At 58.4% G+C, this 18,651-nt stretch carries 14 protein-coding genes and 2 pseudogenes; 11 read left to right on the top strand and 5 right to left on the bottom strand.

The features are described from left to right. Positions 1-19 precede the first annotated feature (19 nt). From AC1DUB_RS24735 to AC1DUB_RS24725, 3 genes are all read left to right on the top strand, one after another. Positions 20-1,093, top strand: a complete 1,074-nt coding sequence (locus tag AC1DUB_RS24735) for a quaternary amine ABC transporter ATP-binding protein (RefSeq protein WP_477731799.1) — start codon at positions 20-22, stop codon at positions 1,091-1,093. 110 nt (positions 1,094-1,203) lie between these two features. Continuing rightward, positions 1,204-2,205, top strand: a complete 1,002-nt coding sequence (locus AC1DUB_RS24730; RefSeq protein WP_477731798.1) for an ABC transporter permease — start codon at positions 1,204-1,206, stop codon at positions 2,203-2,205. Positions 2,206-2,426: 221 nt separating this feature from the next. Continuing rightward, the gene (locus tag AC1DUB_RS24725; RefSeq protein WP_477731824.1) at positions 2,427-2,576 is read left to right on the top strand and encodes a hypothetical protein; all 150 of its coding nucleotides are present in this window, start codon (positions 2,427-2,429) and stop codon (positions 2,574-2,576) included. A gap of 99 nt (positions 2,577-2,675) precedes the next feature. Here the strand turns inward: AC1DUB_RS24725 and AC1DUB_RS24720 are convergent, their stop codons facing one another. From AC1DUB_RS24720 to AC1DUB_RS24705, 4 genes are all read right to left on the bottom strand, one after another. Further along, positions 2,676-3,260, bottom strand: a complete 585-nt coding sequence (locus AC1DUB_RS24720; RefSeq protein ID WP_477731797.1) for a sensor histidine kinase — start codon at positions 3,258-3,260, stop codon at positions 2,676-2,678. 116 nt (positions 3,261-3,376) lie between these two features. After that, positions 3,377-3,769: a hypothetical protein gene (locus AC1DUB_RS24715; RefSeq protein ID WP_477731796.1), complete on the bottom strand. Its 393-nt coding sequence runs from the start codon at positions 3,767-3,769 to the stop codon at positions 3,377-3,379. A gap of 1,848 nt (positions 3,770-5,617) precedes the next feature. Then, entirely contained in the window at positions 5,618-5,875 is a 258-nt protein-coding gene (locus AC1DUB_RS24710) for a CocE/NonD family hydrolase C-terminal non-catalytic domain-containing protein (RefSeq protein WP_477731795.1), read from the bottom strand. Beyond that, positions 5,859-6,725 (bottom strand): MurR/RpiR family transcriptional regulator, encoded by an 867-nt coding sequence (locus AC1DUB_RS24705; RefSeq protein WP_477731794.1) that lies wholly within the window; start codon positions 6,723-6,725, stop codon positions 5,859-5,861. Before AC1DUB_RS24705 ends, AC1DUB_RS24710 begins: the two co-directional genes overlap by 17 nt. 524 nt (positions 6,726-7,249) lie before the next feature. Between AC1DUB_RS24705 and AC1DUB_RS24700 the strand changes: the two genes are divergently transcribed. The 5 genes and pseudogenes from AC1DUB_RS24700 to AC1DUB_RS24680 form a co-directional block, all read left to right on the top strand. Next, positions 7,250-8,602: an aspartate aminotransferase family protein gene (locus AC1DUB_RS24700; protein WP_477731793.1), complete on the top strand. Its 1,353-nt coding sequence runs from the start codon at positions 7,250-7,252 to the stop codon at positions 8,600-8,602. 125 nt (positions 8,603-8,727) lie between these two features. After that, positions 8,728-9,282: pseudogene (locus AC1DUB_RS24695) on the top strand (ATP-binding cassette domain-containing protein). A 414-nt stretch (positions 9,283-9,696) separates the two neighbouring features. Beyond that, positions 9,697-10,914, top strand: a complete 1,218-nt coding sequence (locus AC1DUB_RS24690; protein WP_477731792.1) for a DUF2817 domain-containing protein — start codon at positions 9,697-9,699, stop codon at positions 10,912-10,914. Between the two features lie 59 nt (positions 10,915-10,973). Next, entirely contained in the window at positions 10,974-12,161 is a 1,188-nt protein-coding gene (locus AC1DUB_RS24685; protein ID WP_477731791.1) for a M24 family metallopeptidase, read from the top strand. A gap of 188 nt (positions 12,162-12,349) precedes the next feature. Further along, a pseudogene (locus tag AC1DUB_RS24680) lies at positions 12,350-12,454 on the top strand (alanine dehydrogenase); the annotation flags it as partial. Positions 12,455-12,465: 11 nt separating this feature from the next. Here the strand turns inward: AC1DUB_RS24680 and AC1DUB_RS24675 are convergent. Next, entirely contained in the window at positions 12,466-13,017 is a 552-nt protein-coding gene (locus tag AC1DUB_RS24675; protein ID WP_477731790.1) for a hypothetical protein, read from the bottom strand. A gap of 357 nt (positions 13,018-13,374) precedes the next feature. Between AC1DUB_RS24675 and AC1DUB_RS24670 the strand changes: the two genes are divergently transcribed. From AC1DUB_RS24670 to AC1DUB_RS24660, 3 genes are read left to right on the top strand one after another with little or no spacing between them, the layout of a single operon-like run. Then, complete coding sequence (locus AC1DUB_RS24670; protein ID WP_477731789.1) at positions 13,375-14,769, top strand: aminotransferase; 1,395 nt, start codon at positions 13,375-13,377, stop codon at positions 14,767-14,769. A 28-nt stretch (positions 14,770-14,797) separates the two neighbouring features. After that, the gene (locus AC1DUB_RS24665) at positions 14,798-16,222 is read left to right on the top strand and encodes an aldehyde dehydrogenase family protein (RefSeq protein WP_477731788.1); all 1,425 of its coding nucleotides are present in this window, start codon (positions 14,798-14,800) and stop codon (positions 16,220-16,222) included. Beyond that, a complete protein-coding gene (locus tag AC1DUB_RS24660; protein ID WP_477731787.1) occupies positions 16,223-17,476 on the top strand; it encodes a methylaspartate ammonia-lyase in 1,254 nt (417 codons plus the stop codon). Positions 17,477-18,651 lie beyond the last annotated feature (1,175 nt).

The raw sequence follows: 18,651 nt of genomic DNA, 5'->3' as shown, positions 1-18,651 counted from the left end.
CTCCACAATGCTTCAACCAATGTCCAAAACCAACTCAGCCGCGGCACAGGTCGGGTCGCGCGATTCTGCGGTGATTGAGTGCCGGGGAGTTTGGAAGATCTATGGCTCTAATGCAGAGGGTGCTTTCCGCGCAATGCAAGAGCAAGGGTCAGACAAGAACGCTGTCGGTCGCGACTACAACTGCACTGTTGCCGTAGCGGACGCGAGCTTCACCGTCTATCCTGGCGAGATCTTCTGCATCATGGGTTTGTCCGGTAGCGGAAAGTCGACACTTTTGCGGCACGTGAATGGACTGATCGCGCCGACTGGCGGCGACGTTTATGTCGATGGCACGCGAATCACCGGCTTGGACCACGCCAAGTTGCGACAGCTTCGGTCAACCAAGATCGGCATGGTCTTCCAGAACATGGCACTGTGGCCGCACTTCACGGTCAGGGAGAACATCACGTTCGTCCTGGAAATCAACGGGGTGCCCAGGAAGGATCGACATGTGCGAGCTGAGGAGGCCTTGGCAGCGGTGAATTTGTCGGGCTGGGGCGACCATTATCCAGACCAGCTGTCAGGAGGCATGCAGCAACGCGTTGGGTTCGCGCGGGCGCTCGCCATCGATCCGGCAATTCTATTAATGGACGAGCCCTTTAGCGCGCTCGATCCGTTGATCAGGCGTCAGCTGCAAGACCAGTTTGTCGAACTTGCGAGGAAGATGGGAAAAACGGTCCTCTTCATCACTCATGACCTGGATGAAGCGATCAAAGTGGGCGACCGTGTGGCCATCATGAAAGATGGCGTGATTGCTCAGATCGGTACGCCGCTTGAAATCATCAACAGGCCCGCCAATGAATACGTTAGCGATTTTGTCCGCGGGGTGAGCCGGCTGCAGCTGCTTCGCGCGGATGCCGTCATGGAACCGCTCTCGACCAACGTGCCTGTGCGAGGCAATGCGTCCATTGCCAATTCTGATACACCACTCAGCGATATTTTGGATCGCTTGGCGGCTGATCCGGAGGGTATCTTGGTTCTGGAGAAGGGGCAGCCTGTCGGCTGGATCACTCAAGCAAGCGTGCTCAAGGCGATCCGCGGCCGACTGCACTAGCTACTGATCTCGGCCCCGGATCGCCGGGCAGGAACTATCGCGATGATTTTACCGACAGCTTGAGCATCCCTTCATTGAGCCGCAACCCACCCATCACGGATCACCCCACCATGCAAAACCTTTTCATCGACCCGTTCCAGTACATCAATCTTCCGATCGGAGACTGGATCCAAATGCTCGTGAACTGGCTGGTCACCGACTTCCGTGGTGTTTTCCAGCAGATCAAGATGCCCATCCAGACAATATTGATCGCAATTCAATCCACCTTCGGAACGACGCCTCCGCTGGTCATCATCACCGTCTTGACCCTTCTGTGTTGGCAATTTGCCAGCGGACAGGCAGCAGGCCTTGTGGCAAGTTGTCTTATGCTCATTGGAGCGATCGGAGTATGGCCAGAGGCAATGGATACTCTCTCCGTGGTGCTCACAGCGATCACGTTCTGCTGCGTATTGGGCATCCCCATTGGCATGGCCGCAGGCCTCAATGACACGTTCGACCGATTCCTGCGCTACGTCCTCGACTTCATGCAAAGCATCCCATCCTTTGTGTACCTCGTCCCGGTTGTGATGCTGTTCGGCATCGGCAACGTGCCTGGCGTGCTTGTGACGATGGTTTATGCTATTTCTCCTGTGATTCGCCTGACGAGCTTGGGTATTCGTCAAGTTCGTCCGGACGTTGTTGAAGCGGCAGCGGCATTTGGCAGCCCGACTTGGAAAACTCTTTTCAGGATTCAAATTCCCCTCGCACGTCCAACGATCATGGCTGGCGTGAACCAGACAGTGATGCTCGCGCTGTCGATGGCCGTCGTGGGAGCGATGATCTCCGTTGCCGGTCTAGGCCAAACGGTGCTTCGCGGGATCGGGCAACTCGATATAAGTACTGCGGTCAAAGGCGGTCTCGGGATCGTGTTGCTCGCCATCGTCATAGACCGCATTTCGCAAGGATTTGGGCTGTCTTTCAGGCAAACCGGCATGCGCCGTTGGTACCAGCGCGGGCCGATCGGCCTGATCTGGGCGCTGTTCCGCAAGGCTCGTGCAGTCATGCACAGGCAGACGGATGGCATCAATCTCGACAGCTGCGCGTTGGCCGATAGGGCTCGAGCACGGAACTAGCTTTGACTAGAAATTGTGGCGAAAGCGCATCCAGTATCGCGCCGACCACGAGGACAAGGTTGCGGCTCGGTGCAGATCGCGTATAAGCGCATTCGTCCGGCCAGCACGTCTTGAGTTGACGCGACTTCGGAGGGATGGAGCGTCATGCACACGGATGGCAACGCAGTTGTGAGTGGATAAGACGCTTTGTCTGAAGTTTGATGATCAAAGAGGTGTTCACCATGGAAGTGATCAACATGAAATCCGACGAGGCGTTACGTGATGGCGAAGGGCGCGGCCAGTTTCTGGCCCTGCTCGCGCATGAGTTGCGCAATCCGCTGGCGCCTCCCCAGATGCGTGCATGGGTCAACATAGCCAGTTGCTCCCGATGATGGAGCGGCAACTCGCCCACATAGCTCGACTAAATTCCTTCTACTTTGCGCGCTTTGAGTGCGAATAGTACGGATATTTTTCATCTGAAGTATGTCCAGCTAAATGCTGAAAGAAATAGTGGTGCCGCGACCAATCTCTCCTGTTGCCCAAATACGCCCTCCATGGCGCTCCACGATGCGATGGGCAACTGCCAATCCCATGCCCGAACCCTCGAAGCCGGTATGGCATCTTGTGAACGGCTGAAAGATCCGCGCAGCGTCCTCTGAGGCGATACCTACCCCGTTGTCACTAACGTGCACAACGATGCGATCCAACTCGGTCGTGGCTGTCACACGTACCTCCGGGATTTCACGACGCGATGAGAATTTCAGTGCGTTGCCGATGAGGTTGTCCAAGACAATCTCGATTTCCTCAATGTCACCCACCACCTGGATTGTCGACTGGATCCGTATCTTTGCGCGTCCAAAGCCGGGCATCCGCTCCATATGTCCCTGCAGGACTCGCGCCGAAAGCGCGTTCAGATCAATCAGCATCCGGTGGGGCAGAGAGTCGTCCTCGAGCCGCTTGACTGCATCTATGATGCGTTGCATTTCGGCCGCGGTGCGATGTATGCGCGTCAACCGATCATCCAGCCAAGTCGGATCGTGGCGCCTTTTGTCGACGTTCAATTCCTTAGTGAACATAGCAATGCTTGCCACACGACCCTGTATCTCTTGGACGAGAGTTGCGAAGCTAAGCGTCGCAGTGGCATTCCTATCGAGGTGTGTGGAGGTCACAAGCTATACGCTCAGAAGCTTCTTTAATCAGCGTGGGTGACATAAGGGTTGAGATGCTCGCGGCAGAACACGTTGATGTGAGCGGCAAAGCGCTGCGGGATGTGGCTGTAGCCAAAGATCTTTCTGACCACAGAGCCGTTCTTGCTTTCGGCCAGGACGTTGTCGTTGGAATGCCGTGAGCGTGACTTGGTTTTCTCCACCCGCATCTTCTCCAGCAGCGTGGCCACCGTGCGGTTGATGTACTCGCTGCCGTTGTCGGAGTGAAAGCCCAGAATCTCGAACGGGAACTGGTTAGTGAGGTCTTTGAGCACCGGCAACAGATAGGCGTCGTTGATGCGCTCGCAGGTAGCCACGACCTCCCACTGGGTGACGATATCGACCGCGTTGATGTGATAGACCCCCTTGGTGCCGTCCATATCCCCCTGGTGAACGGAGTCGATGCGAATCTGCCTTCAGGACGTGGGGCGCGACGAATGCCAATCGCATTGACCACGGGGCGCGTCTTGGTAAAACTCACGCGCTGATTCTGGTAGGTCACGCTGTGGCGCAGGTTGTACAGGTGCGACACCGATAGGTTGGCCAGACGCTCAAAGCGTATGTCCCCATGCACGTGCAAAGCACGTCTGAGCAAATTCACGGTGGCCGGACCGGACATCGTGCCGTGGGCACGATCCACCTCGGCCAGCAGCAGGGCATAAGCCGGGGTATAGCGACGCGCAAACGCATGGGCTGGAGCACGGTAGCGCTTGTGCAGACTTTGGCCATCCACAACGCGTGCCAGCAGTCGGGTCAGTTGGGCGCGGCCGTAGCCGCAGGTGGCGATCAAGTAGCGCAGCAGCACACCCTTGTCGGGTCGATTCAGGCGGCCGTAGCCAAAGCGCTGGGCCACAGAAACAATGTGAGCGTAGCGGACCTCATTCGTGTCGGGAACACGAAAGCGCACCTCTGCTGTGGCGCCCAAGAAGGCCTGAAGTTGGGAAATTGTTTGCAGACGGGTCTCGTCCATGTCGATCGCCATGTGGGGAATGATCGACCCAAGCCCGCAGTTCAGGCTCATACCTATCACGGACACCGCTTCAGGCTCATACCTCGTTGGATAAGGCTGATCGTCGACGCCAGAGTGCAACCAGGACAAAATCTTTAGATTCGCGGCAATTTCCGGTATGCCTTTGGGAAGTGACCATCCGATGATCGCATCGGCATCGGCATCGGCATCGGCATCGACTGCGTGGCGTTCTATGTCCGAGTATGTGCACTCAAATCGGGACAAGTACCTTCCTCTTGTTGCCATTACTTCTGCGCCACTCGGCATTGCATTTCCGATGTACGCAATTTCATCGTCCGTTGCGTGCCACGAGCAAAGAATTTTCACGTTTAACGTACCTCTGATTTCGGTTTTCTAGTGTTCCGCATCCGCGGGCGAAATTGATTGGCGTCAGCTCAAAATTACCCGACGCTACGCCCGTATGTGGTGTGCAGCTCAAGGAGTCCCCTCAAAGTGAGTGCAAACGTGCTGGCATGGGGGAAACTTTCTTTGTATTCGTTCGCTTGCACAAAGGTCAACGGTCAGTTGGCACTATCGACCTCGGATTCGCACTCTTCACTCTTAGTGGAGCTCCATGATCAGTGCGAGGCAGACGACGATCGTAGCGGCTCTTCCGCGCTCATTTTCTACAACATTGGGGGCTCCATTAGCGAAATGCTGCGTGCGACAAGGCGAGTGCGATGCAATTCAGCGATCGTGGATCGCCGTCCCGCGCTGAGTTCGCCTTGGACCGGCAAAAGGACCTATTTCGCGATAAAGGCACAGGATCAGCTGGCGACTGACAGGTGCCAAGTGGGGGAATCAAATGCTTCGCGCCTCACGTGCTACTCCGTTGCATGGCGTATCCCGCATGCGTGACGATCGCTTTATCGCAGGCTCGGCACCCAGCTTGCGCCTTGGAGAATTTCGCGGCGTTCGCTGCGCGCCCCCGCGCCGCGCGGCGAGGTCCACTGATGCCCTGCCCATCAGTGCGACGAGATCTGCGTGCGCTGTCAAGCGCTGATTTGATCAGCCGCACTGCAATTGGCCGCGACCAGATCCTGGTAGAGGGCCTGGCCGAGCGCCTCAGACGCACCTGCCCATCGTTGCAGTCGTGATGAGGCTCACTGGCTGAGCGGGCGAAATTGAAGAGTCTGGCCAGCGCGGCAGTATCACAGACCGATGGGGGACATGCCTGTCGATCTAACTTGCTTTGGAGGCCCCCGGCGGGCTAAAGACCTCAGGATTCTACAATCGGCAAATCGATGCAACAACCGCCAGGCCCACGATGAAACTTGAGTAACGGCGGCAGCCCATCAGCGGGCACATTGGCGAATGTGGAACTTTCGCTGCCGGCGAGGCACGCTCTTAATCTGTAACCCGCTGGAAGCCGGGCGGAAATTGGGTGCAAGGTGAACTCTAAGATGGCGGCCTCACCTGGCGTGAGTAGTTCGGCGTCGCGTTTCCGATATGTCTGTGACTCAGCGTGTATAGACACCGAACTGCTGCAACTGCGCTTCGCTGTTGGTCACCTCCGTGAGCGTATCCTCGCCGCCGCTGCTGACCATCAGTTGCGCAAGGGTGTGCGCAACCGCCATATGCGGTACCACAGAGGGAAATACGGAAAGATTGCTGTTGGGGGCCAATATCGTGATGGCTGCCTTAGAGGCAACAGGTGAAACCGTACTGTCCGAGACGGCGATCAGTGTCGCGCCGCGCTCGACTGCGAACGCGGTCGCCAGCACGCTTATCACTGTATACGGCGATGACGTGAAGCACACAAGGACATCTTTCTTGTCAATGCGACGTAACTCGTCTGCGACCGTTCCACCCGTGCCGTGCACCAGCGTCACGCCTCTTCGGAATGAAGACAAGACGTAGTGGAGGTAAAAGGCCGCAGAGAACAAGCTGCGAACACCAAGAATGTAGATGTTCGTTGCTTTGGAAAGCGCTTGTTGTGCGTTGATCCAGGACCGCTCGTTCTCCGAGTTAAGCGTCCTGTCGAGGTTGACCAATTCCGTGTGCAGGAAATCAGCCAGCGACTTTCCTGCACCTTCGTTCCTCGAGCGGCTTCGCAACTGGATGGTGCGGCTGATGAGGCCCGAATCTTGGCTGGTCAGCCAGTCAATGTAGACAGCCTTGAAGGCCTCGTAGTTTTCAAATCCCAGATCCCGCGCGAGTCGCAGCATCGAGGCCGGTTGCAGGCCGGCGCTGCCTGCCACCGACCGCATGGACTGCAGCGCGATCTCCTTCGGCGAATCGAGCGCATAGCGGGCAGCCACCTTGATCTTTGGTGGCATTGCGGCGAATCGTCCTTCGATTAGCGCCTCAAGTTCTTCTTTTGTCATCTGTGTAAGGTCCATTCAGGATACCGGCGAAGTAGGCGCCGACAAGGCCTTGATGCACGCGATTGGTGTAATGCATTGAACAACTGCTCCATCCGAGGCGTAGGGTGGCACCAAAAGCGTTCCCGTAAAGAGATCGACGATACCACCCATTTTCACGACTAGCCAACTGATCTCATTGGAAGGACGCGCCATCCATTCCAAATATACAAGGGTTTCCACTTGCATAAAACACTTGGTTCAAATATTGCAATTGGTAAACATATGAAGTATTATTATCGCAAATCGAACAAATGTTTAATTTTGCCGCTGCCCACTTGCTGCCAAACGATGGGCAACGGAGGCAGTCAGTCGGGGATGCATGGCAAGCAAACGCTGCCCGGCAACCGCAAGAGACATCTGAGCTTCATAGTTCACATCGCTGCCAGTTCGGCCACAACACGATCTGAGTGGTGCGGTCGAGGGCAAGAAGCAGTTATGCGCCGCACTGCAAGCGACAACGTGGCATGAAAACAGGAAGACTTTCAATGGGCAACGCAACTCATATTTTTCACCGTCATCTCCATCATCAGTATCCGATCGCGGTCAGCGGCAAGGGCGTCTATATCCGCGACGCATCGGGCAAGGAATACATCGATGCGTCCGGCGGCGCGGCAGTGTCCTGCCTCGGGCATGGGCACTCTGATGTCATCGCAGCAATCCATGCTCAGGTCGACAAGCTCGCCTATGCCCACACAGCGTTTTTCAGCACCGAAGTTGCGGAAGAACTGGCCCACCAGCTCATTCGCACCGCTCCGGCTGCTGCGGACTTCAGCCACGTCTACTTTGTCAGTGGCGGATCCGAAGCCGTCGAGACCGCGCTGAAGATGGCCCGCCAATACTTTATCGAAATCGGCCAACCGCAACGCAAACGCTTCATCGCGCGTCGACAGAGTTACCACGGCAATACCCTTGGCGCGCTGGCGGTCGGTGGCAACAAATGGCGACGCGCCCAGTTCGAGCCCTTGCTCATTGATGTCACCCACGTCTCGCCTTGCTATGCGTACCGGGAGAAGCAGCCGAGCGAGAGCGAAGTCCAGTACGGACAGCGGCTCGCCAAGGAACTGGAGAATGCCATCCTGGCTCAAGAGCCCGATTCGGTGATCGCATTTGTGGCTGAGACCGTGGGCGGCGCGACCGCCGGTGTGATCACTCCTGTCCCCGGCTATCTAGCCGGCGTGCGCGAGGTGTGCGACCGGTATGGCGTCTTGCTGATACTGGACGAGGTCATGTGTGGCATGGGTCGCACTGGCTTGATGCACGCATGGGAGCAAGAGGGCGGGATTGCGCCCGATATCCAAACAATCGCGAAGGGCTTGGGAGGTGGGTATCAACCCATCGGCGCTGTCTTGGCAGGTCGGCACATCGTGGACGTAATGAGCAAGGGCACCGGCTTCTTTCACCACGGGCATACCTACCTCGCGCATGCAACCGCTTGCGCTGCAGCACTCGCCGTCCAGCAGGTCATTCAGCGCGACAACCTTCTTGAGCAAGTGCGATCCCGTGGCCAGTTCCTCGCAAATCTGTTAGCCACGAAATTCGACAACCATGAGTTCATCGGCGACGTGCGAGGACGGGGCTTATTCATGGGCATTGAACTCGTCAAAGACCGGCAAGAGAAAACGCCTTTCGATCCCAAGTTTTCTTTGAACGCACGCATCAAGAAGGAAGCGATGGCGCGCGGTCTCGCCTGCTACCCGGCTGGCGGGACCGTGGACGGGAAATTCGGCGATCACGTCATGCTAGCGCCGCCGTTCATCGCCACCGAGAACGAGTTGACCATGATCGTGGATCGATTGGCTGATTCGATCGATGCGGCTATCGCATCTTGCGATCAATGACTGCACACCGATCGCCCTTTGTCTGCACGGATACCTGCTAGCGATCGCGCGCCTTTCGTCCTCGAAGATCCTCTCTTGATTGCATCTCAAGTACTCGAATCTCTAAATAAGGAATCCACATGTCGATGATTGAAATTGAGAATGTTTCAAAGTGGTACGGCAGCTTCCAGGTCCTGAGCGACTGCACACTCGTCTTGACAAAAGTTACGTAGTGGTGGTGTGCGGTCCTTCGGGATCCGGAAAATCCGCGCTGATCAAAACTGTCAATGGGCTCGAAGCCGTTCAGAAAGGCAGCATTCGTTTCAGTGGAGAATGCGTGACCGACCTCAAAGAACAAAGCTCTGAATCTGCCATGCATCAGATCCAAGGTTGGTATGGTTTTTCAGCACTTTGAGCTCTTCCCGCACTTGTTATTGGTCGAGAACATCTGCCTTGCTCAAACCAAGGTGCTGGGACGAGCGCGCGAGCAGTCGCAACAGAAGGCGGCCCTTATGCTCGATCGCGTCGCCCGGGAGATCAAACGCGTCACCCAACCCATGCTTGGCTTCAAGTTATTTTGGAGTACGAGGGCCATCGCCGCCGGTATCGAAACCATGCACATGATCAAGAAGGGGGAGATCGATTGCCCTGATGGTAAAACCGCGCCCGCCGCACAGCAGTTCTACAGCCTGGCTTTCTGATCAGCCCGCCGACAACGTTGGTTTCGCTTGGCCTGAACCTCTTATTGCGACAGAACCGGCTCCACAGCCGGGTCTCCAGCGTCCGCTCGCGATAGCCGTTGCGGTAGTTCTGCTGGTCAAGGGTGCGCTCGTGCGGCGCGGCCCCATCAGGTTCTCCACGTCGAGCAGACGGATTTCGACTGAGCGGGCCGATCGCCTTGGCGGCAGCACCCTCACGACCACAGCACTACGGTCACTGCACGATCAGCGGCGGCCATCTTCTACGGCCGCAATGGCCAGGACGGAGCGAACAGTCAGCCGCTCACCGCGAAAAGCTGCGCGATCCAATCACAAGACGCAGATTTTCAATCTTGTAACCAGCCAGATCGCGGCAACGCGGCTTTGATACAGCACTATTATTCAACAGTGCCTCTCATGGGCGTTTGCAAAACGAACCGCCCGCTCGCCATGTTTGTGGTCGAGCACCCCGAAGGAGGGGACTTCAGTGTGGAACCTCCACAAATTCAAACGGAGATAGTATTTGAGATGAATGCAGATGACTTCGATATCGCTAAACGACTTTCCTCTGAAGTCTTTTCAGATGTTTACTCCCAAGCTCGAGAAAAGTTCCTTTCGGCAGCGCCACACGCCACCACCTATCCGTGCAGTGCGAAAGGCCCAGGAGGTGAAGATCTATTTACCGACGTAGCGTACTTCGGAAGTGCAGATGCGCGCCGGCTCCTTGTCCTTGTATCGGGAACGCATGGGGCCGAGGGGTATTGCGGATCCGCGGCGCAACTTGCCTTTCTAAAGGCCGGTTTGCATGAGTCTTTGCCGCCCTCCAGCGCGGTGCTTATGGTCCATGCTTTGAACTGCTATGGTTTTGCGTGGGATCGCAACATGACGGCCGAAGGCATTGACCTTAATCGCAACTTCGTCGATTTTGCCAAGGATGTGCCACAAAATCCCGGCTACGAGGAGTTGGCGAACCATCTCGTGCCGGAGGACATCTCCGATGAAGGGCTGCGGCCCGCAGAGGCTGCTATTGCAGCCTATCGAGCGCAGCATGGCGACCGGAAATTTATGGAGGCGCGAATATCCGGGCAATACACTTGCCCGGGCGGAATGTTCTATGGAGGCGCCGGGCCGAGTGAAGCGCGACGCGTTCTTGAGAAGATCGGTGCCGATTTTGACGTGGCGAGCCGCGAGCAGGTCGTCATTATCGACTATCACACGGGTCTTGGACCTTATGGCTACGGTGAATTGCAGGCCGAGCAACCATCCGGCCTGGACGGTTACGAACGTGCGCGGAAAATCTTCGGATCCTCCGTCACTTCGCCAGACTTGGGCTCATCTTCTTCCGTCGTAATAAATGGATGTCAAGCAGCGTATTGGGAACGCATTCTTGGAGATAAGCATATCTATATCGCCTGCGAGTTCGGTACTTTCAGCACCGACAACGCGCGCAAAGCGCTACGCGGCGATATCTGGATGTTTCTGCACCATCCTGAGGAAATCAACACTGAGATCGGCCAATCGCTTCGCGCGAAGATCAAGCAGCATTTCTATCCTGAAGCGCCGGATTGGAAAGAGATGATCGTATGGAGATCGCATCAGGTGCATCGACAAGTGCTGGAAGCATTCGCGCAATAAGCATCACAAATTTTACATAGCGCTACTGTTGAATTAACCTAAAAAAGGAATTTTCATATATGAAACCGTTGTTTACGCCAACTTTCAGTGCCGAGGAATACGCGACCCGACTCGCTAAGACGCGGAAGCGAATGCAGGAGCGAGGCTTGGACATGCTTATGGTCACGGACCCGTCTAATATCAACTACCTCACGGGTTACGACTGCTACACCATATCTATGCCGCAGGGTCTGCTTGTCCCTTCTTCGGGCGACGTCGTGTTTTTCTCGCGGTCGATAGATGCTTCTGCCCTGCCTCTGACAACGCATCTCACAAAGGAGCAGGTCTTCGGATATCCCGAAGACCATGTGGACACGGTGGACCGACACCCATTTGACTGGATCGCCGGGGTCATGCGAGACCGAGGCCTAGCAGCGGGAACGCTCGCGATCGAGCGCGACTCCAACTTTTACACAGTCCGTGCCCACGACGCGCTGATGGCCGGCCTGCCAGATGTCAAGTTCGTTGACGCGCAGCGCCTGGTTAATTGGGTCCGGGGCGTCAAGTCCGACGCGGAGATCGACACCATGCGCATTGCGGGCCGGATCGTCGAGCGCGTCATGGCCAAGGCCCTCGAGATGATCGAACCTGGGGTTCGTCAATGCGACGTCGCCGCGCAGATTTACGCGACCGGCATCATAGGTCTGGAAGACGCCGGAGGCACTTACCCTTCCGCACCTCCGCTGATGCCGACAGGGCCTGGTACAGCCGTCCCCCACTTGACCTGGTCGGATACGCCGTTCAAGGTCGGCGAGACGACGGTGCTTGAGTTGGCTGGCGCCTACGAGCGATACAACGTACCACTGGCTCGCACCATCTTCCTCGGCGAGCCGCCGAAGCGTCTTTCTGAGTTGGCAGACATCGTCGACGATGGAATGGATGTGGCGCTCGCGGCGGTGCGGCCCGGCGCCCGCTGCGAGGACGTCGAGGCGGCCTGGCGCGCGCACATCACGCGCTTTGGCCTAAGCAAGGCGAGCCGGATCGGATATTCGATCGGTGTTGGCTACCCGGTCACGAGTTGGATCGAAAGGACGATGAGTCTGCGGCCCGGCGATACCACGATCCTCGAACCCAACATGACTTTCCATGTGCTCCTGGGCATGTGGATGGACGGCTGGGGTTATGAGCTATCCGAATCAATTGTAGTAACCGAGCGCGGTGCGGAATGTCTGTCGAATGTTCCGCGTGGCCTGAGGGTGAAGCGCTAAACGCGCCGGAGGCTACTCAGCAGGAGTTTGAGAGTGGCCGTCCACACCGGGCCGAATGGAGGCGTAGCTGACCTGGATTTATTTTGGATCGGTAGCGCGTCGCACCGGGTTGTGTGAGTGTAGAAAGGCGTTCAACTCGCCAGTGATCTTGCCCCCGAAAGCGTACTCCGTAGCTGATGTGAAAATTCCGTATCAACACGGTGTATTCGAACGCGCAGAGCATAGAGGAAGCCGTACTCGATGCGGACCTTGTGATCGGCGGTGTGTTGGTCCCTGGCGCGGCCGCGCCGAAGGCCGAAGCTGGCTACGCGAACGAATGGCAGACCAGCCCCGCGTTCGAGCGGTCGGCGTTCAACGCGCCATACTTCTCGTACGCCAGCGAATCGCCTCTGATGGAAGCGCCGCTTTGCAAGGCGAGCGTCTCTTCGAATGCATCGCTTGCGGCGTAACAACGAACCTTAATCGCGTCGCTACCTCGAACCAGCGGGAACCCGGCGATGACGATCAATGCCATGCCGACCCATGCCAGGGAATTGGGCATGTAGCCCCAGATCGTATAACCCAGAAGCGCGGAGGAGATCAGCCCCCCAGGCTTCTGAACGGCGCGATCACGCCGATCTCGCCTTCCTGAGTGCCGACAGTCATCAGGAAGTACCCGCAAGAGACAAGTATGCTGAGCGAAACGCGACCAGCAGGCGAACCCGGCGACGATCGCCACCCATTGAAGGCGTGGCCGGCAAGCTGCACGGTGCACGTGCAGCTTGCCAGTGCCACCGCGATCAACAAGACGACCCGTCATCGCGATGGCGGTCATGTAAGTTGCGGTGGCCAAAGTGTCGAGGATGGCGCGTGCCATTCGCAAGCGCGTGCGCGCGAAACGGCACGCGCAGGATCAGACCGAATGCCACGAGAAGCGCGGTCGCGCACATGTCTCGCAGGAAGATCAGCTGCGAGGGCGGCATCGCGACTCGCCGGCAAGTTTGATGAGGCATCTTTGGCGACGACGTTTGCGATGCTCAGCGTCATCGGAGCCACCCCAAAGCGTCCAAGCAAAATCAGCGCCAAGAGCTTACGGAAACTGCTTGCTTGAAAGCTGCGTGATTGCGGGATAAACGCAGCATTCGCCACTGGGYGGGCCTGTTTTTGCGGAAAGTCCCGGCGCTCGCTGGCGTGAAATATAGCCTTGTCACCGCAACACGAGAAAGCTAAAACCATGTCCACCGTCCTCCGCCCCAGCTTGCTGGATGAAGTAATCGCCCTCGACCGCGCGAGTGTGCTGCATCCGTTTTCGAACCTCCACGCCTACGCGCACGGCACTGCCGAGTCGACGGTCATGGAGACTGCCAAGGGATCGCGCATCCGCGACGCTACGGGCCGCGAATTCCTCGACGGCTTCGCGGGCCTGTACTGCGTCAATATCGGCTACGGCCGCACCGAGGTCGCAGAGGCGATCTCCCGGCAAGCACACAAGCTCGCGTTCGCCCACAGCTACGCAGGGCAGACGACCGAGCAACTTGCGCGCCTGTCCCACCGCCTGGTCACCATGGCGCCGGGGAAGATGAGCAAGGTCTTCTACGGCCTGTCCGGCTCCGATGCGAACGAGACGAACGCCAAGCTCGTGTGGTACTACAACAACCTGCGCGGCCTGCCGGCCAAGAAGAAGATCATCTCGCGCGAGCGCGGCTACCACGGCAATTCCATCGTGTCCGGCTCGATGACGGGGCTGAGCTTTTACCACGCTCACATGGATCTGCCGGTTGGTGGCATCCTGCACACGGGCGCACCGCACCATTACTGGGGTGCTGACGCGGGCGAGTCCGAAGAGCAGTTCTCGCTGCGCCGGGCGCGCGAACTCGACGAGCTGATCGTGCGCGAGGGACCCGAGACGGTGGGTGCCTTCATCGGCGAGCCGGTGCTGGGCACGGGCGGCATCACGCCGCCGCCTGCGGGGTAYTGGAAAGCGATCCAAGAGGTGCTGCGCAAGCACGACGTGCTGCTGATCGCCGATGAAGTCATCACGGGGTTCGGTCGCACCGGTGCGATGTTCGGCAGCGACATGTACGGCATCGAGCCGGACCTGATCACGGTCGCCAAAGGTATCACTTCCGCGTATGTTCCGCTCTCCGCCTCGATCGTGGGTGAGCGCATGTACGAAGTCATGGAAAAGGGTGCGGAGCAGGTGGGCGTGTTCTCGCACGGCTACACCTACTCCGGCCACACGCTCGGCGTGGCGGCGGCGAACGCCGTGCTGGATATCGTCGAGCGCGAAGACATTCCTGGTCAGGCGAAGAGCACCGGCGCGCACTTCCAGGCGTCGCTGCGCAAGGCATTTGGCGAGTTCCCGATCGTGGGAGAAGTGCGCGGCGTGGGCATGATGGCGGCCGTCGAGTTCGTCGCTGACCCGGCAAAGAAGACACGCTTTGACCCTGCACTGAAAGTCGGAGCGCGCATCGCGCAGGCTGCTCGCGACCGCAGCCTGATTGTGCGGGCCATGCCTCACGGAGACATCCTGGGCTTTGCACCGCCGCTGGTGATGAGCGTCCAGGAAGTCGATGAAATGGTGGCAATCGCGGCCGACGCAACCCGCCACGTCATGAGCCAGCTGTGAAGCTTTGCGCTGGCGAACAACTCCGGGTATGAACAGAATGAGAAACTATCGGCTCTTTATCGACGGCACCTGGCAAGACGGTCAACTTGGCACGAAGGAAGTCGTTAGCCCTTCGACGGAAGCGGCAGTTGCCACGATCCCGGTGGCGGGGCCCGCCGATCTTGACCGGGCGCTTGCAGCGGCAACCCGGGAAAGCCAGGTGTGGGCACAGTCAAATGCGTCGAAACGGGGCGAAATCCTGTGGCGGGCCGCGGAGATCCTCGCCGGCAAGATCGCCCAAACGGCACAACAGATGGTGCGCGAGCAGGGTAAGACCTTGGCCGAGGCCAAAGGGGAGCTTGAGCGTGCCCGGGAAACTTTCTTGTGGAGTGCCACGCACGCCGAGAATCTCTGCAAGCCTGTCGATATCGACGATCGCCGGACGCTGCTTTACCAGCCGGCCGGGGTCGTTGCGGCATTCACGCCGTGGAACTATCCCGCCGTCCTGACGGCGCGCAAGCTTGCACCTGCCCTTGCGGCCGGGTGCACGGTGATTTTGAAGGCTGCGGAAGAAGCCCCGGCGGCGGCTGTGGCGATGATCGAGGCCTTGCACGAGGCCGGCGTGCCGCGTGGCGTGATTGCCCTCTTGCTTGGCGAGCCGCCCATGATCTCATCCCACCTGCTGGCGTCGCCGGAGGTTCGTGTCGTGACCTTCACGGGATCGACGCGCGTCGGCAAGGAACTTGCGGCTCTTGCYGCCAAGAACCTTCAAAGGTGTGTTCTAGAGCTAGGTGGGCATTCGCCGGTGCTCGTTTTCGACGACGCCGACATCGCAACCGCGGTTCGCGACATTTGCGAATACAAGTTCGAGTACGCGGGCCAGAGCTGCAATGCTCCCAGCCGGATCTTCGTCCAACGGTCACGGTACACAGAGTTCGTTCAAGAGCTGGTAAAAGTCTCCGCAGATATCCGTGTTGGCGATGCAGAAGATCGCACAGCACAAATGGGCCCGATGATCGGGCCGCAGGGACCYGCACGCATGAAACGGCTTGTCGAGGATGCGCTCGAGAAGGGCGCGTGCCTGCTGCTGGGAGGACACGCACTCGAACGCAARGGCTACTTCTGGCCGCCGACGGTGCTGACCAACGTGCCGGGCGACGCGGCGATGATGTCGGAGGAACCTTTCGGTCCGATATTGGCGGTCGCGCCATTTGATACCGTTGACGAAGCAATYCAACTGGCGAACKSKACYTCCTACGGCCTTGCTGCCTACGTGTTCACCGCTTCGGAAAAGATCCAGCTGGATGCCGCGCAACGGCTCGCGGGTGGCACGGTAAGCATCAACATGCTGAAAGGCGTCGCGCCCGATGCGCCCCTGACGGGTACGGGCGACAGCGGATACGGCCATGAAGGCGGTGAACAGGGCTTCCGCGCCTTCCAAAATCTGAAACTGATCAACAAAACGGGAAAGTAGATGTTGCAACCCGACAACCTCACCATTTCCGATGTCCTTCTCGTCCCGGCCCACGGCGCGTTCTTCTACGACGACCAGTTGGCCATCCGGGAAGGAGTCGCCAGCGACGGCTTCACCTATGCGGGCAAGCCGCGGACGCCTGGTTTCTCGAGCATCCGCGTCCCGGCCCAGGCGCTCAGCATCGGCTTGATCCTGTCGGACGGCGTCGTCGTTTGGGGCGACATGATGAGCGTCCAGTACGCCGGTGCGGCTGGGCGAGATCCGGTGTTCGAGACCGGTGCGATCATGGAGTTGACTCAGCGACTCGTCGTGCCGCGCCTGAGAGGATTGGCGATCGCAWCCTTTCGGGATGCATGCGCGGCGAGCCTGAAGTCCGAAGGCGCGCGCTTGCCGTTGGCAGTGTCGTATGGCGTCAGCCAGGCCCTGCTGCAGGCGGCCGCGCATGCCCACCGCTGCACGATGGCGGAAATCATCTGCCGAGAGTTCGAACTGCCTGTTTCCGTGAAGCCCGTGCCGCTGTATGCGCAAAGTGGAGACCAGCGACATATCAACGTCGATAAGATGATCCTTCGGCGTGCCGACGTGCTCCCGCACGGCCTCATCAACTCGCGTGAAAAGTTCGGGCCCAAAGGGGAAACCTTCTTGGAGTTCGCAAGGTGGGTTGCCCAGCGTGTGCGGGTACTCGGGGGAGAGGAGTACGCCCCTACCCTCCACTTCGACGTCTACGGCTGGGTCGGCCTCGAAATCGGCCTTTCCCCTGTCGACATCGCCGCTTTCATCGCGCGAGTCGCGGACAGTCTAAAGCCCTTCCAGCTGCAGCTCGAGGCGCCGGCGGATTAYGGATCGACAGAGTTGCAGCTGGAACGTTACGCCGAAATCGTGCGCCACCTGGAGCGGATGGGCTCATCCGCCCGGATCGTTGTAGACGAGCACTGCAATACAGTCGCCGACATCGAAAAGTTTGCGAAGTCCCGCGCCGCCCATGTCATCCAGATCAAGACGCCAGACGTTGGAAGCATCACCGACATCGTCGAGGCGATCCTGCTTTGCAAGGCGCATGGYGTCGGCGCGTTCGTGGGCGGCAGCTGCGTCGAAACGGATTTGTCGGCACGCGTCTCCGTCCACATCGCTGTAGCCACCCAGGCGGAAATGATGCTAGCCAAGCCCGGCATGGGCGTCGACGAAGGCATGTCCATCATGGGCAACGAACAGARTCGCCTGTTGGCGATGCTGCGCGCAGGGCGCGCAGCTTAAATGTCGTCCCGCAGTGTTTGCAGCTCGCGGGATGGCCAGTGCATCGGTCAAGCGCCCATCACAGCAAATTCGCAAGCCTTGCGATTCGACGTCACCGATCTGCGCATCTTCATCACTGTCGCGAAAGAGCGCAATCGCACTCGCGCTGCGACCCGCCAACATCGGTAGCCTGAGTGGCGCTGTCGTTTCGAACGCCAACATTTTCTCGGCGAGGCAACTGGTGCTTTGGCTGCGGCACCTGTATGCGCGCCTCACTCCCCAACAAGAGCCTGCTACTCACGAGGGCAAGTCACACCGGTAAGCCGAGGATCCGGGGTCGATTGGCTCGGACGCAAATGTCAACACGTATTGCTCAATGCACAACGAGTACTGTCTTGGACCGCGTCCGCAAGGAAGGACATTGGATTCAAGTACATCCTGCCACGAAATCTCGAGCGCATTCTCATCCGGCGGAATCGGTTTGCCTCGACGGTGCGAGCCACACAGGGCGCGATTGCGAGCGAGCGTGAAGTGTCAGGGCGGCCGATCGACCAGAACGGTCATCGAGATCCGCTCACGCAGTTGTGATTGCGCCCGAAGCGGCCCCCCGTTCGTCTCGGATGGGCCAAAAGCATCGGCTTGGATCAGCTGAGATGCACATCACTCGTCGAGCCACTGCAGGCAGCCGTGTCGGCGCAGTATCGTTGAGAGCCTGCAGTCCTTGAAGCTGAATGTGGCGCCGCTGCAGCGACCACTCGTCGTTTTGCTGCAGCATCATCGCACCCACGAGACTCTCACGATCGCCGCCCCGTTGGGACGTTACTTACCAGGTCGGTGCGTCGCTTGATTTCGGCAATTGATCGCGCCCTTCTGGTGCCTAGGCTTACTCTCGTTTCGTCAGGGCCCGCGGTAAGAAACCATCGAAACGATTTTGGCGCGTTTCGGCATGATTGTGACGGTCATTCCCAGCGTGTGTCTAGTTCGGGGTGTAGGCTCGGCCACTTCCAGCGCGGCTGATCAGAATCAGTGCTTGACATCGTGCACGCGAGGAGCCGAGCGCGCCCGGTCGTGACAACGGGTCAAAATCCAGCAAAAACTGCCAACCAAGCGCCGCATTTGTGCGTTGATGCATTAGAGATCGCATAAACCAAAATCCACCGAGCACTAGACTAGAGTTTGCTATCCCAAACCAACTA

The organism is Polaromonas sp. P4_F9 (assembly GCF_056401235.1).
The sequence above is the reverse complement of the archived record's forward strand: the minus strand, read 5'-3'. Positions and strand labels throughout refer to the sequence as shown.

What these genes read in the sequence shown, in the direction of transcription:
- AC1DUB_RS24735 (WP_477731799.1), top strand. Translation starts at nt 20, where the DNA reads ATGTCCAAAACCAACTCAGCCGCGGCACAGGTCGGGTCGCGCGATTCT.
- AC1DUB_RS24730 (WP_477731798.1), top strand. Translation starts at nt 1,204, where the DNA reads ATGCAAAACCTTTTCATCGACCCGTTCCAGTACATCAATCTTCCGATC.
- AC1DUB_RS24725 (WP_477731824.1), top strand. Translation starts at nt 2,427, where the DNA reads ATGGAAGTGATCAACATGAAATCCGACGAGGCGTTACGTGATGGCGAA.
- AC1DUB_RS24720 (WP_477731797.1), bottom strand. Translation starts at nt 3,260, where the DNA reads ATGTTCACTAAGGAATTGAACGTCGACAAAAGGCGCCACGATCCGACT.
- AC1DUB_RS24715 (WP_477731796.1), bottom strand. Translation starts at nt 3,769, where the DNA reads ATGGACGGCACCAAGGGGGTCTATCACATCAACGCGGTCGATATCGTC.
- AC1DUB_RS24705 (WP_477731794.1), bottom strand. Translation starts at nt 6,725, where the DNA reads ATGACAAAAGAAGAACTTGAGGCGCTAATCGAAGGACGATTCGCCGCA.
- AC1DUB_RS24700 (WP_477731793.1), top strand. Translation starts at nt 7,250, where the DNA reads ATGGGCAACGCAACTCATATTTTTCACCGTCATCTCCATCATCAGTAT.
- AC1DUB_RS24690 (WP_477731792.1), top strand. Translation starts at nt 9,697, where the DNA reads ATGGGCGTTTGCAAAACGAACCGCCCGCTCGCCATGTTTGTGGTCGAG.
- AC1DUB_RS24685 (WP_477731791.1), top strand. Translation starts at nt 10,974, where the DNA reads ATGAAACCGTTGTTTACGCCAACTTTCAGTGCCGAGGAATACGCGACC.
- AC1DUB_RS24675 (WP_477731790.1), bottom strand. Translation starts at nt 13,017, where the DNA reads ATGGCACGCGCCATCCTCGACACTTTGGCCACCGCAACTTACATGACC.